Raw genomic sequence first — 14,208 nt, 5'->3', positions numbered from 1 at the left:
GCTCGGGTCGAGGGCTCACAAGCTCTTGTTGTGAGCCGAGATAAATAAATCATTTGTCTTGCGTCTGTTCTGCATAAAATGCAGCGACATCACGAAGATCCTCATCATTTAACATTCTTAATTGTGCGCCCATCATTTCGGCAAGCGGTCCTTTACGCTCGCCTGCTTGGTAAGACTTCATCGCATCGTATAGATACTGGGCATTTTGACCTGCAAGATTTGGATAGGCATCATTACCTGCGACGCCTGTTGCACCATGACAATAGACGCAGCTAGGGGATTTGATTTTACCTTTATCAGCATCACCAAAAGGCGCGGCATGGCTAGCGGAAGAGAAAATAAGAGAGGTTAGAAGTACAAATCTGAACATGAAGATTGTCTATTCGCTAAAAAGTCATATCGATACAGTAAAGCTTCCCCTTAGGGGAAGCTCAATGATCAAAATCAAACTAAAGCAGAGATTTAATGCTTGATAAGAAATTGTCGATATCTTGCGCTGAAATGTCTTTATGAGTAACGAAACGAATAGGGTTTCCAGGTGTTATCGTGATATTTTGTTCCTTTAGTTTCGCAGCGATATTTACTATGTCCACTTGAGGATCAAGCTTCGCGAATACGATATTCGTTTGAACAAATTCAGGGTTGACTGAAAAACCAGGCAGTTCTGCTAAACCTCCTGCTAAATTTTTTGCGTTGATATGATCTTGTTTTAGCTGTTCCACTTGTTCGGTAAGGGCGAGTTTGCCTGCTGCGGCAAGAATACCCGCTTGACGCATACCACCGCCGACCATCTTTCTTAAGCGACGTGCTTTTGCGATGTACTCTTTGCTACCAAGCAGTAACGAACCAACAGGGGCAGCCAAACCTTTCGACAGACAAATCGTCATTGAATCAAAATACTGACCGATTTCTTTTACCGGAACATCAAGCGCAGCGGCTGCATTAAAAACGCGAGCGCCATCTAGATGCATCTGCAAGTTATGTTTATTCACGAAGTCACGTGCTTCTGCTAAATAAGACAGAGGTAATACTTTACCATTAATCGTGTTTTCTAAGCTGAGCAGCTTGGTACGAGCAAAGTGACAATCATCTGGCTTAATCGCCGCTGCCAGTTTATCAAATGGGAGTGTGCCATCTGGGTTGTTTTCGACTGGTTGAGGTTGAATTGACCCAAGTACTGCTGCGCCGCCAGCTTCGTACTTGTAGTTATGTGCTTGCTGCCCACACAGATATTCATCTCCGCGTTCACAATGCGCCATTAGGCCGAGCAGATTGGCTTGCGTGCCTGAAGTGGTAAACAAAGCCGCTTCGAATCCTGCAAGCTTTGCGGCAAACTCCTCAAGCTCATTGACCGTAGGGTCATCACCATAAACATCATCCCCAACGGGGGCCTTAAACATGGCCTCTCGCATGGCTTGGGTAGGCTGTGTAACGGTATCTGATCGAAAATCCATGAATGTCTCCTTGGTCAAAGTCCTAAATATATCCGCAAAGGCGCGCTTTGCTTAAACAAGCGATCGTTTTGGCATCGGTAATTGTGCCATCAATAATCTTGTCTTCGAGTTGTTGGAGTGACAAGGTAACAACCTCAATCACTTCATCTTCATCACATTCGTAACGGTTGGTTTGGCTGAGCTTCTCTGCAACAAATAGGTACTGTATCTCATCACAAAATCCGGCAAGGGGAGTGACTTGGCCGAGAGAGGTAAATTTTTCTGCACTATAGCCCGTTTCTTCCTCTAGCTCTCTTTTCGCGCAGCAGAGAGGGTCTTCATTGCCTTCTCTGGTACCAGCAGGAAGCTCCAAAAGCCATTTATTAAGTGAAGGGCGAAATTGATGGACAAGGACTATCTCTCCTTCCGTTGTAATCGGGAGAATCACCGCAGCGCCCGGGTGATGGATTGTGGTGTGCGTAATTGCCTGTCCTGTAGGAAGCATAACCTCTTCTTCAATCAGAGAAATTTGCTTCCATTTATGAATTATTTTGCTCATGCAGTTATTAACCCTAGCTGTTACCGCATTTTGACGTTTTTCGACATTAACCACAAATGGTGGGAAACAAAAGCAAAAAATGTTGCAACACGACGAAAGCGTTTGCACTTTCAGTGAGCTGTATCTCATAAATGGAAACTTTGATTGCTTGCTAAAGAAGGGGGTAAGCATCTGTTATAAGGGGAATTCAACAAAATACATTTGTAACAAAGTTATAACAAGTGTATAAAAATGTTAACGCAATACCAGTTCAGCAGCCGGAGAACGTATGACACAAACCTTATTTGCCTCAAATGCCGAAAAAGCGCTTCTCTCAGAACGCATCAACAAGTTGGCTAAAGCGTTAACGGATGGCGTTTATGAACGCGAACATACCATCAAGCTCTGCCTCCTTGCGGCACTTGCTGGTGAAAGTGTTTTTCTTTTAGGCCCACCTGGCATTGCAAAAAGCTTAATTGCCAAGCGACTTATCCAAGCGTTCGATAATAGCAGTTACTTTGAATACCTGATGACTCGATTCTCAACACCTGAAGAAGTTTTTGGGCCACTGAGTATTCAAGAACTCAAAGATAACGGTCGTTATGTTCGCTTAACTAAAGGGTATTTGCCAACCGCACAAGTCGTATTTTTAGATGAAATCTGGAAAGCGGGCCCCGCCATTCTGAATACATTGCTGACAGTGGTCAATGAGAAAACGTTCAAAAATGGCAGCGATATTGAGCGTGTGCCAATGCGTTTGTTGGTATCGGCGTCCAATGAACTGCCAGATGAAGACAGTGGTTTGGATGCACTTTACGACCGCATGTTGGTGCGCGTGTTTGTTAATCGAATTCAGAATAAACAAAACTTTAAGTCGATGTTGACGGTAGGCACGTCACAAGAGGCACAAGTGCCAGAAGGGCTAGCAATAACAGATGAAGAATATCATCAATGGCAACAGCAGCTCGACAAGCTGACGTTAACCGATAATGCATTCGAGAAGCTTTTTCAGCTTAAAACGATGTTAGAAAGCAAAGTCGAAGCTCAGTTTGGCGATGTCGCTAATACCGACATGTATGTGTCTGACCGCCGCTGGAAGAAAGCCGTGAAATTGCTAAAAGCGAGCGCGTTTTTTAATGGACGCGATGAAATCAACCCACTTGATCTACTGTTGCTGCAAGATTGTTTATGGAACAGCCCTGAATCGCGAGACGTGGTACGCGAAGTGGTCCAAGAGTTCGCCCTAAAACATGCATTTGACCAACAAGACGCCGAACTGGAAATTGAATACTGTCGCGAGTCTTTGGTCGATGTTCAGCATGAGCTTGAAGATGCCTACCGCATGACGTTAACGTCTGAAGCGGCAACGGGTATTCTGCGTAAAGAAACCATGCGTTTTGATACCTCTAAAGCTAAGACCTACAAAGTTGGCGCAGCCGTTAACTTAGTTAAACTGGTTATTTTGCAAAGCAACATGTCGGTTTCAGAGTCAGAGAAAGGCGATAGCCGCTGGGTTTACGTGCCAAAAGATGAACTAGACCGAGTCATCAAAGAAGGACACGGTGATGTGTATGGCTACGTCAATCAAAACACCAACATGTGTCGTTTACGATTTGATGTTGATGCCGCAAATAACCTAGTTATCCGTGATATCGCAAACCGAGGCATTCTGGTGAGCTTAGTGACTCAAGAGGGCTTGGATGTAGAGCTTTACCAAAAGTGGTTAACGCAGAGTGAAAAAGCCGTAAATCAACTCAGTGAAGCAGAGCACCATATGCGCAAGGTAAAAGCGAATTTCCATGATGCTCTTCCGCATAGCTTTGTTGATCCTGAACTACCACGCCTAATGGAGTCGAGTCTGCAGCAGGTCAGTCAGAGACTTGAGTCTATCCAAGCTGAAAGCGAGAAAGTGATCCAACGCTTTAAAAACTTACATCAGTTTTTCTCATAAGGAGACGACATGCTAGGTGCAGACGGACTTAACCTCGCGCTGATGGTAGCCGACTCTGGCATCATCGATAGCGCAGTTAATGATTTAATGGCGCGTTCACAAGTCATGATGATGGCAGAAAACCGAGGCGTTAAATCTTCAGTCAAAGGCCACTTATTAAAGTGGAGGGGCAGTGTTAAAAAACGGATTACCAAGGTATGTGAGACAGAGCGTTTCCAACAAGAGCTGTCTTTATATCAAGAAGTCATTCACTGGGATGAAGAGGCGTTTTTCGAAAACATCGAAGATGTGATTAAAAAGCTTGAGTGGCACTCCGCTTTTTATATGCAGGCTCGCCGAATGATGGAGAAGAACAAGGGGATGAATAATCCCATGTTCCCACATTACTTCTGTGATCAATGGTACCAAAGTCTAGCCGATGCGATTAAGCAAGCGCAAGTAAGCGAGCTTGAGGCCAATAAAGAGAAAGTGCTGAATGACCTGTATCAGCGTATGGAGACCATGCGTAATATGGATAAGGTCACGGAGTCGGGTGATGCTGAAAGTGTAGGGCGCTTATGGGATATGGCATCTGCCAAGTTGAGCAAAACTGACTTAACAGTGATGAAACGCCATGCGGAGTTTCTGAAGAAGCACCAAGGCTTGCAAGAAATAGCCGAGCAACTTGGCCGTATGGCGGGGCAAGTGAATGATCCCGAACTTAACCGCGCGCCTACTGAAGAGCTACAAATGATCGAAGAGAAGAGTGATGAAGCGACAGATGATATTGTCGGCATTCACGAAAGCGATGATTTAAATAAGCTACTTCCCAACGAAACGATGTTTTTGGCGTATCCTGAACTCGAGGTCGTGTTCTATAAACACTTAGTCGATAAACGACTTATGAACTACCGTACACAGGGCAAATCGCGCACGTTACGTAAAGTTAAAGCTCACCGACCTGACAACAAAGCGGTAGATATCGAAAAAGGACCGTTTATTGTGAGTGTGGACGCGTCCGGCTCAATGAGCGGGTTTCCTGAGCAATGCGCCAAAGCCATGGCTTATGCGCTGATGCAAATTGCATTAGCGGAGCAACGTGATTGCTATGTCATTATTTTTTCGACGGAACACATTACGTACGAGCTAACCAAACAAGATGGTCTGCGCGAGGCGGCGGACTTTTTAACTTATAGCTTCCATGGTGGTACAGACTTAGAGCCAACTTTGATCAAATCTATCGACTTGATGAGCGGTGATAAGTACAAAAATGCCGATATGGTGGTCATTTCCGACTTTATCGCGCCAAAACAACAAGACGAGTTGCTTGCCAAAGTGGATGCGCTTAAAGCGAAGAAAAACCGTTTTCACGCGATCAGCCTATCTAAATACGGAAACCCAGCATTAATGTCGATGTTTGATCACACGTGGTTTTATCATCCTAATGTTGTGGGCAGGCTGCTTAAACGAGTCGGTAATTACTAAGTGACATTGAAATTCTATTGAGTAAAACGTACAGAAAGCTAGATTTATATTGCTTCGTTTTAAGCCGATAAGATCGAACTTTGGTCTAATTGGCTTAAAAGAAATCAAACAAACAGAAAATGAAAGATTTTTGTTTGACTATCTTCTCTCAATCCGTAAAGTAGCCACCAACGCAACGGGGAAGAGCCCTGAAGCGAAGTAAAAAGGCGCCTTGGCAGAGTGGCTATGCAGCGGATTGCAAATCCGTGGACCTCGGTTCGACTCCGGGAGGCGCCTCCATTATTCTTTGAGAGTGAATGGCTTTCGAGAATCAATGCGACACTAGCTCAGTTGGTAGAGCGCAACCTTGCCAAGGTTGAGGTCACGAGTTCGAACCTCGTGTGTCGCTCCAAATTATTCAGATATGGCAATTGCGGTATCTCGATGCCAAGTGCATCAACTTAAAACCAGCGAAAGCTGGTTTTTTTGTATCTGAATATTGATAAATTTACGCCATCTCAATTTCTTGAACTGTGGGTATAACCCTTGTTTCTTTCGCGAGTTATGCTGTTAAGTGTGCCCCTATGTTTCGCAGATTGACCAATATCCGTTTACAATGTCGGTCTCCAAAGGATTTGACGAAGACGCATGAGAAATACCGACGATTACATCATTTTCTATCACCTGATCGAGCAAGGCTCATTCAGTGCTGCTGCAAGACACATGTCATTGACCAAATCGGTTGTCAGTAAACGCATCGCGAAGCTTGAGCAAGAGCTTGGTGTACAGCTTCTTTACCGAACAACGCGAACGTTAACGTTGACGGAGGCAGGGCGAGCGTTCTTTACTCATGCAAAAGCCGTTTATCAAGCGGTGGCAACGGCAGAAGAATCCATTGTGGGGTTAGGTAAGAATTTATCTGGAAACATTAAAGTTTCTGTACCCACTATCTCTGGTGAGTTAATTCTTCCTCAAGTGATCAATGAGTTTAATCAGAAATACCCTGACATCAATATCGATATGGATCTAGATAATCGTTTCGTCGATATCGTGAATGAACGCTTTGATTTGGCCATTCGAACGGGAGTGTTGCCAGATTCTAGCCTAATCGCAAGAAAGCTGGTGGATGCCAATTGGATTGTTTGTGCGTCACCTCAATACCTTGCTAAACATGGCATTCCTAAGCAACCTCAAGCCTTGGATAAACACAATTGTTTAGTCTATTCCTACCAAGAAACCGGAGCGCATGAGTGGGCGTTTAAAGAGGGAGACGAGGTATATCAAATCACCGTCGACGGTAACCTCTGTACCAACAATTCTTCTGTATTGAGAAATGTGGCGCTGTTAGGGCAGGGAATCATCTATGTGCCGCGTGTCTTGGTTTATGAAGACTTAAAGCAAGGCCGCCTGATTCAATTGTTCAAAGACGAAACCGCCAAATGTTTGGGTATTTATGCAGTGTATCCTTACACTCGTCAACAACCAGAAAAAATTAAGATCTTCATTGATCATCTATACACCAGCTTTCAAAGTCAAAATCATCGATTTTAAGACAATAACTCAACACCAATCGTTATGTTGGTGTTGAGTTGTTGTTTCCATCTTCATTTCTAATAATTCTTATAAATTTAGAAGCTTAAGCTTTCTCCTTGTTTTATCACTAATATTGATAACAAGATGCTGCGCACAACTGTTAACAAATGGTTTTGCTATTGTTTCTTTTAAGAAACGGTCTGTTTCTTGCGTTAAATTTTCCAAATGTGAAAGATAAGTGACAGAAAAATAAAAGAATTATTTTGTTTGTTGTCTATTGGTTAAGTGTTGCTCGCCTGCCTGACATAGACGCCGAGAAATGGACTGCTTATAGTGGCTCAAACGCCCATTACCGTCACTAAACGGTGATGTGAGCGAAGTACAATAACTAGAGATACGGATATGAAACAAAAGCAGCTGATTGACGAATTTAAAACTATCGTTGGGGAAGAAAATGTCCTAACCGACGAGGTTAAAACAAAATACTACCGCTCGGGTTTTCGCTCAGGTAGTGGCACTGCGCTTGCTATCGTGTTTCCTAATACTCTTGTAGAACAATGGAAGATCATTAAACAGTGCGTTGAAGCAAACTGCATTATTATTATGCAGGCTGCCAAAACAGGTTTAACAGAAGGCTCAGCTCCAAGTGGTAATGATTATGACCGTGATGTGGTTGTGATCAATATTACCAAAATCAAGAAGATTCACTTATTAGATGGCGGTAAGCAGGCGGTATGCTTGCCTGGTGCAAGTTTGCACTCATTGGAAAAAGAATTGAAGGCGGTGAACCGAGCGCCGCACTCTATCATCGGTTCTTCATCATTAGGTGCCACTGTGGTTGGTGGTATCGCCAATAACTCAGGCGGTGCGTTAGTCAAGCGTGGTCCTGCTTACACCGAACTGGCGATCTATGCGCAGGTCGATAAGCAAGGCCAATTACACCTGGTTAACCACCTTGGTATTGAAGGGTTAGGTGAAACGCCAGAAGAAATTCTGACAAACCTGCAAGAAGGAAACTTTGACCCAGCGAAGATCATTCATGACGAGCGAATGGCATCAGACAAAGAATACGATGAACGTGTTCGAGACGTGACTTCTGACATTCCTTCTCGCTTTAATGCCGATGAACGTCGATTATTTGAAGCCAGTGGCTGCGCTGGCAAATTGGGTGTTTTCGCCGTTCGAGTTGATAGCTACCCAGTACCCGAAAAAGAGCAGGTTTTTTACCTTGGCACCAATGATCCTGCGAAACTGACGAAGCTGCGAAAAGATTTCTTATCTACGTTTGAGAACTTGCCTGAGATGGGAGAATACTTGCATCGAGATATCTTCAACATGGCAGAGAAGTACGGCAAAGATGTCTTCTTATCCATCGACTTATTAGGCACAGATAAGCTGCCAAAAATGTTTGCACTTAAAGCTAAAGTAGAAAATTTCTTAGAGCGCGTCCCGTTTGTTAGTAAATACCTGCCGGATACCATTTTGTACTACGCGAGTAAGTTGTTCCCACAACATTTACCAGAACGAATGCTGGATTTCCGTGACAAGTATGAGCATCACCTGGTATTGAAAATGAGTGATGGTGGTATTGCTGAAGCGCAAAAATACCTCAAAGAAGTTTGGGCTGTTGAAGACGACTGTGATTTCTTCGAGTGTACGCCGGAAGAGGGTAAAAAAGCTTATTTACATCGCTTTGCAGCAGCAGGTGCAGCAATTCGTTACGAGACGATTCACCGAAAAGACGTAGAAGACATCGTTGCACTTGATATCGCTTTGCGACGTAATGATGAAGAGTGGTTAGAAACTTTACCGGAAGAGGTGAGTAAGAACCTTGTTCAAGCGCTCTATTATGGTCACTTTATGTGTTATGTATTCCATCAAGATTACATTTTCAAAAAAGGGACCGACACGAAGTTGATGAAAAAGCTGATGTTAGAACACCTCAATAGCCGTGGTGCTAAATACCCAGCAGAACATAATGTGGGTCACTTGTACGAAGCTGAAAATTCGCTGCAGAAGTTTTACCACGAGCTAGATCCAACAAACACTTTTAACCCTGGTATTGGCAAAATGGACAAATATAAGCGCAATTGTAACTGCTGTGCATAATGTGCTATCTCACCGTGATTAATATCGTTGATCATCGTTAAAATGATGAGCATAAGATAAGCCCTGATGACACTCGTGACATCAGGGCTTCGTGTTTTGGGGCTTTTTATTGATGACTGGTATCGGCGTTGAAACAACGGTTAAATAGCGCGTACCGCGGCGGCTGCGATGATGCCAGCTGCAATTGCGGGCAGAGGCTTTTTCACGATGAACATAACGACGGCAGTAGAAAAAAGTGCTGCTCTAGCACCGTAATCACCCTCAACCGCTAGTGGGGCTAAAAGGGCAACCAATACGGAACCTGACATCGCAGTGATGAAACGTTGAACCCGCTCGCTAATTGGAATAAATGACATAACATACACTCCGCCCCAGCGGGTTATGAGCGTGACTAACGCCATAGCGATGATGATAAGCAGTGTGCCACCTACGCTCGTTTCGATGTTCATGCTTTTTTCTCCTTCCAACAAGCACCTAAGACTCCACCAGTAATAGCGCCAACCACTACGTGGCTATTCTCTGGTAAATACCAGTACGCCAACATAGAAGAGGCTGCTGCTGTGGCCCAAATCGCAAAGATTCTTAAGTCTTTCGGCCCTGCCACCACCATAGACAGCAGGAAGCATCCCATAACCATATCGAGTCCGAGGCTCACCGGGTCTTTGATTGCGTTACCAAAATAAATGCCGATCCAGGTGCCAACAATCCAAAACGACCACATCGCTAAGCCGCCGCCAACAAGCAAACCAAAACCTGGTTCTTTTCTACCAAATGCATTGAGTGCCATTGCCCAGTTTGCGTCTGATGCTACCAGCATTACACCGTAACGTTTTGTCGGTGGGAGTTGTCGTAACCATGGATAAAGCGTAGCGCCCATCAAGAGGTGACGAGCATTAATAGCAAATACAGTAATAAGCACTGGAATCAGAGGTACTTCTGCTCCCCACATTTCTAGCGTGGCAAATTGTGAAGCACCGGCGAAGACCAGTGTGCTCATCAGCATAGTGGGAAATACATCTAGTCCAGTTTGTACGGCGGCAACACCGAATGCGAGGCCAAATATGACCACAAACATGGACAGAGGTAAAAGTTGGGTGAAACCGTTCCACACGTCGACCCGAGTAAATTCGTGCAACTCTGATGAGGAACGCTGAAGATGTTGAGTATTTTCTGTCATAGAGATACCTAGCCAGCAGGCAAAAAGGGCAGTGCCATATGAATGCGTTTGTTATTCTTTTGTAAACTTCATGTTTAACATCAATTGAAAGGGCTTTCAAACACTAAGTGCTATATAAAAAACAAGTATACCTGAACGATTTTAAGATGAAGGGTTTAGAGGGTTTGTCATTTGCTAGGGCTCAAGGAAAGTAACGCAACGCAAATAGCAAGCTCTGTTCAATTGAGAAGAGCACGGATTGTTACAGATTAGTATATGAGTAGGAAAGCGAGCACGAGGCTCGCTTTTTCGTTCTGTTACGAACAACTGAAAGGGTTTATTTTACGTAGACACGAGGGTTCGCAGCACCCCAAACCGTGTATAGTTCTGGGAAGATGACCTCTGCATGTTTTTCCATTTCTGCTGCCGAAATCGTTTTGCCTTGCTGAGAGCCAAACAGTACAACTTCAGAACCAGGCTCAACATCTTTGATACCTGTAATATCAACCATAGTGGTGTTCATTGAAGCAACACCCGCCACTTTTGCTCGTTGGCCATTGATCAGTACTTCTGCCGTATTGCCCATTTTTCGTGGGTAGCCATCAGAGTAACCAACAGGAATGTTCGCCATTAGGCTTTCTTTGCTCGTTTTGTAGCTGCTGTCGTAACCGACAGTGCTATTTTTTGGCAGATGGTGAACGGATGCCACGCGTGTTTTGAAAGACACGATAGAAGGGTACTCAGGGTTGGTTGGCAGATCACCGTATAAAACGCCACCAGGACGAACCATATCAAGCTGTGCTTCAGGAACATTAAGTGCAGTGTAAGAGTTGGCCACGTGCAGCAAAATATCTTCGCGTTTTAGGCCCGCTTCTTTAATCAGCCATGCAGAGCTGTCTTTGAACGAAGATAACTTTTGACGAATTTCGTCTGCATTGTAGTTAGGGAAATGAGTCATGATGCCAACAATATTAACGCCAGCTTGTTGAGCGATTTCTAGCGCTTCTTGCTTGCCCGCTTTTGTCGTCATATCAACGCCATTACGTCCCATACCACCGTCGTTAAGAGCAAGGTGAACTTTGATTTCTTTACCCGCTTTCTCTGCTAGCTTAGACAGTACTTTGGCTTGCTCTGCAGTGCCAATCAGCTCTTCAATATTTAAGTCGATTGCAGCTTCGATCTCGCCAATATCCGCCGAGCGTACACGCATAAGTTGACCTTTAAAGCCACTGTCGCGAACGGTCTGTGCTTCGGCGTTACTTGCAACGGCAACGCAAGGGATTTGTTGTTCGATAATAGTCGGCATCAGGCCCGCGATGCCATTACCGTATGCGTCGGCTTTCATCACGGCGCAGATTTTCGTTTTGCCATCCATGTGCGACTTGAACTGCTCAATATTATCGCGGAATTGACCTAAGTTTATTTCCAGCCAAGCGTTAGCGCCTTGAACTTGCTCTGCTTTTACTACAGTGTTGCTAATTTGAAGAGGGGCAGCAGTAGCTTGCATCGCAGGAGCAACGGTTGCAGCAGCGATAGTCAGTGATAGTAAGGTTTTATTTAAGCGCATAAAGTCTCCGTACGCGTTTTTTGTATTGGTTATGTTATTGAGTACTTGGGGAAAGTACCTGACGAAGTAAAACGCTCCAAGGAGTGCTTTGGAGCGTTTTTGAAGATCATGATTCAATATACCTAAATATATCTCAGTGATTGCACTCAATTTGCGCAAATCGAGGTTGATTCAATATCAACTAAGGTATCCACTGAGTTTAACTCAGTTTAAAGCGGCTCATTACATCTTTAAGAGAAATTGACAGCTGGCTTAGCTCACGACAAGCCTGTGCGGTTTGCTCTGAGCCCTGTGATACTTCTTGAGATGCCAAGTGTATGTTTTCAATGCTGCGGTTAAGCTCTTCTGCAACAGAGTCTTGCTGGTTACAAGCCGTGGCGATTTGGGTGCCCATGTCTGAGATATCAGAAATCGAGTGTTCAATGTCGCTCATCAGCTGTTTTGATTGAATGCCTTGCTCTGCACATTCTGAGATACTGGTTCTAGAAAGTTCTGTCGCAGATTTCGCGTCTTTTGCAAGCGATTGTAGCTGTTCAATGATCGACGTAATTTCGCTGGTTGAATCTTGCGTACGGCCTGCAAGCGTTCGAACCTCGTCCGCAACCACGGCAAAACCGCGACCAGACTCACCAGCACGCGCAGCTTCAATGGCTGCATTAAGCGCAAGTAGGTTGGTTTGATCGGCAATGTCACGGATAACATCAACAATAACGTTAATTTTATTCGATTGCTGTTCAAGCTCTGCCACAGTATCGCCCGCAGCACCAATTACGTTTGAAACTTCATGAATCGCGTCAACCATGCCTTGCGTTTCACGAACACCATGTTGTGTACGACGGTTTGCTTCGTTAGCTTGGTTCGCTGAATCTTCAGTATTACGTGCAACATCTGCTACTGCTGCTTTCATTTCTGTCATTGCCGTAGCAATGTGTGTGATTTGCAGTTGTTGATCTTTCATACCAGACGCAGAAATATCAGAGATTTGATTCATCTCTTCTACTGCACTGCTTAACTGTGTGACCGCAGCAATCACGTTGTCGATAACTTGGCGCAAGTCATCTTGCATCTTAGTGGTCGCATCTGCCAGCTCACCTAGCTCGTCATTGCCGATGGCTTTACGATCGATGTCGTTTGATAGGTCACCTGTTGCGATGGCATTTGCTTGCTCGACAACAAGTTTTAGTGGGCCACAAATAAGGCGTGTCAGCACGTACGTCATGCCTACCATGATAAGCAGAATAATCACGTTGCTCGCAATTGACGAGTTACTCAATCCATTTACAGAAGAAAGAATATGAGTTTTGTTACTGTCCATAGCATTTTTAAGTAGACGGATCAGTTCACCGAGCTCAGAGTCAACCGCTTCGAAAGCAGGTAAAGAGTTCGCCAAAATAGGGTGGGCCTTGCTTTTGTCGTTGGCTAGCATCGCTTCGTTGTACTGATCCATAGTGACCAGGTACTTTTTCCACTGACGCATAAGGCGCTGGTAAGTTTGTTGCTCTTCACCAGGCCAAATCGTTTCACCGTAAGAATCGAGCTCTTTGCTGATCTTTTCACGTTCGCGAATGTTGCTGGCAATTTTGTTTCTGATTTGGTCTGCGTCTTCATAAGTGTATGTCGCAAACTGAGCACGGCGCCAGCGAGACAAGTGATCTCGGATCGAATCTACTCTTTCCATAGCAGGAAGCGTATCATCGGTATAGTTTAAAAGCTCAGATTTAATGCTTTTGAGCTCTGTAGATAAAAATACGCCAAACGCAATGTTGACGATGGCAATGAGTAAAAACGATAGCGATATCTTTTTCGCTATAGAAAGATTCTTGATAGACATTAGTGATATACCTTGTTTTTCTTATGGTGTGTCGCCAAAGTAAACCACGTCCTTATATGTGATATATGTCCATTAAATTACTGCAACGAGTGTAAGCTATCATTATTTATTGATATTTTCGATAATGAATTGAGCTTTTTTTGAAAATAAAAAATGTCAATGATTTTATAAAGCTACGACCACATTCGATGCAAAGTTATCGGTAACAAAATATGATATTTCGTGTGAAACAGTGCCAAGAGTAGGGGCTCCAATTGTTACAGATGTTACAGAGCTGAAGAGAGTGGTGACTACGATCCGCGTTAGTCAGGCGTTTACAAACTAAGTTGTTACGGGCATCAACATGTGTGTGACTTAGAGTTGATGAAAGCTAACGAGTGTTTCTTGGCCTAATTGAATGCCAATTGTACCGTCTGGATCGCTTTTTAAGCACTTAAATCAAAAAGATAAAATTTATTGTTGACCAGATAAATTAATCCGTTAAAGTACGCCACGTTCTCACGGCAAAGGTCGCTGAGACAGATGGTGTCTAACCCATCGCATGATTGCGTTGCCCTGGTGGTGGAATTGGTAGACACAAGGGATTTAAAATCCCTCGGCGTTCGCGCTGTGCCGGTTCAAGTCCGGCCCGGGGCACCATCAAAATC

The 14,208-nt window shown here is 44.3% G+C and carries 11 protein-coding genes and 3 tRNA genes; 7 read left to right on the top strand and 7 right to left on the bottom strand.

Features of this window, described 5'->3' with window-relative positions; all coding sequences use genetic code 11:
- Positions 1 to 49 precede the first annotated feature (49 nt).
- The 3 genes from CBX98_RS08920 to CBX98_RS08910 all read right to left on the bottom strand — a co-directional run bounded on the left by CBX98_RS08920 (position 50) and on the right by CBX98_RS08910 (position 1,992).
- Positions 50 to 370 (bottom strand): cytochrome c, encoded by a 321-nt coding sequence (locus CBX98_RS08920; protein ID WP_005396401.1) that lies wholly within the window; start codon positions 368 to 370, stop codon positions 50 to 52.
- A 79-nt stretch (positions 371 to 449) separates the two neighbouring features.
- Positions 450 to 1,454, bottom strand: coding sequence for a low-specificity L-threonine aldolase (ltaE, locus tag CBX98_RS08915; RefSeq protein WP_109169016.1), 1,005 nt, complete (start codon positions 1,452 to 1,454; stop codon positions 450 to 452).
- Positions 1,455 to 1,476: 22 nt separating this feature from the next.
- The gene (locus CBX98_RS08910) at positions 1,477 to 1,992 is read right to left on the bottom strand and encodes an NUDIX hydrolase (RefSeq protein ID WP_005396403.1); all 516 of its coding nucleotides are present in this window, start codon (positions 1,990 to 1,992) and stop codon (positions 1,477 to 1,479) included.
- 268 nt (positions 1,993 to 2,260) lie between these two features.
- Between CBX98_RS08910 and CBX98_RS08905 the strand changes: the two genes are divergently transcribed.
- The 6 genes from CBX98_RS08905 (at position 2,261) to dld (ending at position 9,007) form a co-directional block, all read left to right on the top strand.
- Entirely contained in the window at positions 2,261 to 3,922 is a 1,662-nt protein-coding gene (locus CBX98_RS08905; RefSeq protein ID WP_109169015.1) for an ATPase RavA domain-containing protein, read from the top strand.
- Between the two features lie 9 nt (positions 3,923 to 3,931).
- Complete coding sequence (viaA, locus tag CBX98_RS08900; RefSeq protein ID WP_109169014.1) at positions 3,932 to 5,386, top strand: ATPase RavA stimulator ViaA; 1,455 nt, start codon at positions 3,932 to 3,934, stop codon at positions 5,384 to 5,386.
- Between the two features lie 205 nt (positions 5,387 to 5,591).
- Positions 5,592 to 5,665: transfer RNA gene (locus CBX98_RS08895), tRNA-Cys, on the top strand.
- Between the two features lie 36 nt (positions 5,666 to 5,701).
- Positions 5,702 to 5,777 (top strand) — tRNA-Gly (locus tag CBX98_RS08890).
- A 236-nt stretch (positions 5,778 to 6,013) separates the two neighbouring features.
- Positions 6,014 to 6,916: a LysR family transcriptional regulator gene (locus CBX98_RS08885; protein WP_109169013.1), complete on the top strand. Its 903-nt coding sequence runs from the start codon at positions 6,014 to 6,016 to the stop codon at positions 6,914 to 6,916.
- Between the two features lie 384 nt (positions 6,917 to 7,300).
- Positions 7,301 to 9,007: a D-lactate dehydrogenase gene (gene dld, locus CBX98_RS08880; protein WP_109169012.1), complete on the top strand. Its 1,707-nt coding sequence runs from the start codon at positions 7,301 to 7,303 to the stop codon at positions 9,005 to 9,007.
- A 140-nt stretch (positions 9,008 to 9,147) separates the two neighbouring features.
- On the opposite strand, the gene CBX98_RS08875 is transcribed toward dld, so the two are convergent.
- The 4 genes from CBX98_RS08875 to CBX98_RS08860 all read right to left on the bottom strand — a co-directional run bounded on the left by CBX98_RS08875 (position 9,148) and on the right by CBX98_RS08860 (position 13,561).
- Positions 9,148 to 9,456 (bottom strand): AzlD domain-containing protein, encoded by a 309-nt coding sequence (locus CBX98_RS08875; protein ID WP_005396412.1) that lies wholly within the window; start codon positions 9,454 to 9,456, stop codon positions 9,148 to 9,150.
- Positions 9,453 to 10,184, bottom strand: coding sequence for an AzlC family ABC transporter permease (locus tag CBX98_RS08870; protein ID WP_031780544.1), 732 nt, complete (start codon positions 10,182 to 10,184; stop codon positions 9,453 to 9,455). The genes CBX98_RS08875 and CBX98_RS08870 overlap by 4 nt, the downstream gene beginning before the upstream one ends.
- Positions 10,185 to 10,500: 316 nt before the next feature.
- Complete coding sequence (alr, locus tag CBX98_RS08865) at positions 10,501 to 11,730, bottom strand: alanine racemase (RefSeq protein ID WP_109169011.1); 1,230 nt, start codon at positions 11,728 to 11,730, stop codon at positions 10,501 to 10,503.
- A gap of 199 nt (positions 11,731 to 11,929) precedes the next feature.
- Positions 11,930 to 13,561: a methyl-accepting chemotaxis protein gene (locus CBX98_RS08860; RefSeq protein WP_012842212.1), complete on the bottom strand. Its 1,632-nt coding sequence runs from the start codon at positions 13,559 to 13,561 to the stop codon at positions 11,930 to 11,932.
- 552 nt (positions 13,562 to 14,113) lie between these two features.
- On the opposite strand from CBX98_RS08860, the gene CBX98_RS08850 reads away from it, so the two are divergent.
- Positions 14,114 to 14,200, top strand: a tRNA-Leu gene (locus CBX98_RS08850).
- The last annotated feature ends 8 nt before the right edge of the window (positions 14,201 to 14,208 follow it).

This window comes from Vibrio sp. T9, assembly GCF_003123985.1.
Classification (GTDB): Bacteria; Pseudomonadota; Gammaproteobacteria; order Enterobacterales; family Vibrionaceae; genus Vibrio; species Vibrio diabolicus.
This window is presented reverse-complemented; position numbering and strand designations above follow the sequence as displayed.

Coding starts and splice junctions, on each gene's coding strand:
- CBX98_RS08885 (WP_109169013.1), top strand. CDS start 6,014: ATGAGAAATACCGACGATTACATCATTTTCTATCACCTGATCGAGCAA.
- dld (WP_109169012.1), top strand. CDS start 7,301: ATGAAACAAAAGCAGCTGATTGACGAATTTAAAACTATCGTTGGGGAA.
- CBX98_RS08860 (WP_012842212.1), bottom strand. CDS start 13,561: ATGTCTATCAAGAATCTTTCTATAGCGAAAAAGATATCGCTATCGTTT.
- CBX98_RS08905 (WP_109169015.1), top strand. CDS start 2,261: ATGACACAAACCTTATTTGCCTCAAATGCCGAAAAAGCGCTTCTCTCA.
- CBX98_RS08910 (WP_005396403.1), bottom strand. CDS start 1,992: ATGAGCAAAATAATTCATAAATGGAAGCAAATTTCTCTGATTGAAGAA.
- CBX98_RS08875 (WP_005396412.1), bottom strand. CDS start 9,456: ATGAACATCGAAACGAGCGTAGGTGGCACACTGCTTATCATCATCGCT.
- CBX98_RS08920 (WP_005396401.1), bottom strand. CDS start 370: ATGTTCAGATTTGTACTTCTAACCTCTCTTATTTTCTCTTCCGCTAGC.
- CBX98_RS08870 (WP_031780544.1), bottom strand. CDS start 10,184: ATGACAGAAAATACTCAACATCTTCAGCGTTCCTCATCAGAGTTGCAC.
- viaA (WP_109169014.1), top strand. CDS start 3,932: ATGCTAGGTGCAGACGGACTTAACCTCGCGCTGATGGTAGCCGACTCT.
- ltaE (WP_109169016.1), bottom strand. CDS start 1,454: ATGGATTTTCGATCAGATACCGTTACACAGCCTACCCAAGCCATGCGA.
- alr (WP_109169011.1), bottom strand. CDS start 11,730: ATGCGCTTAAATAAAACCTTACTATCACTGACTATCGCTGCTGCAACC.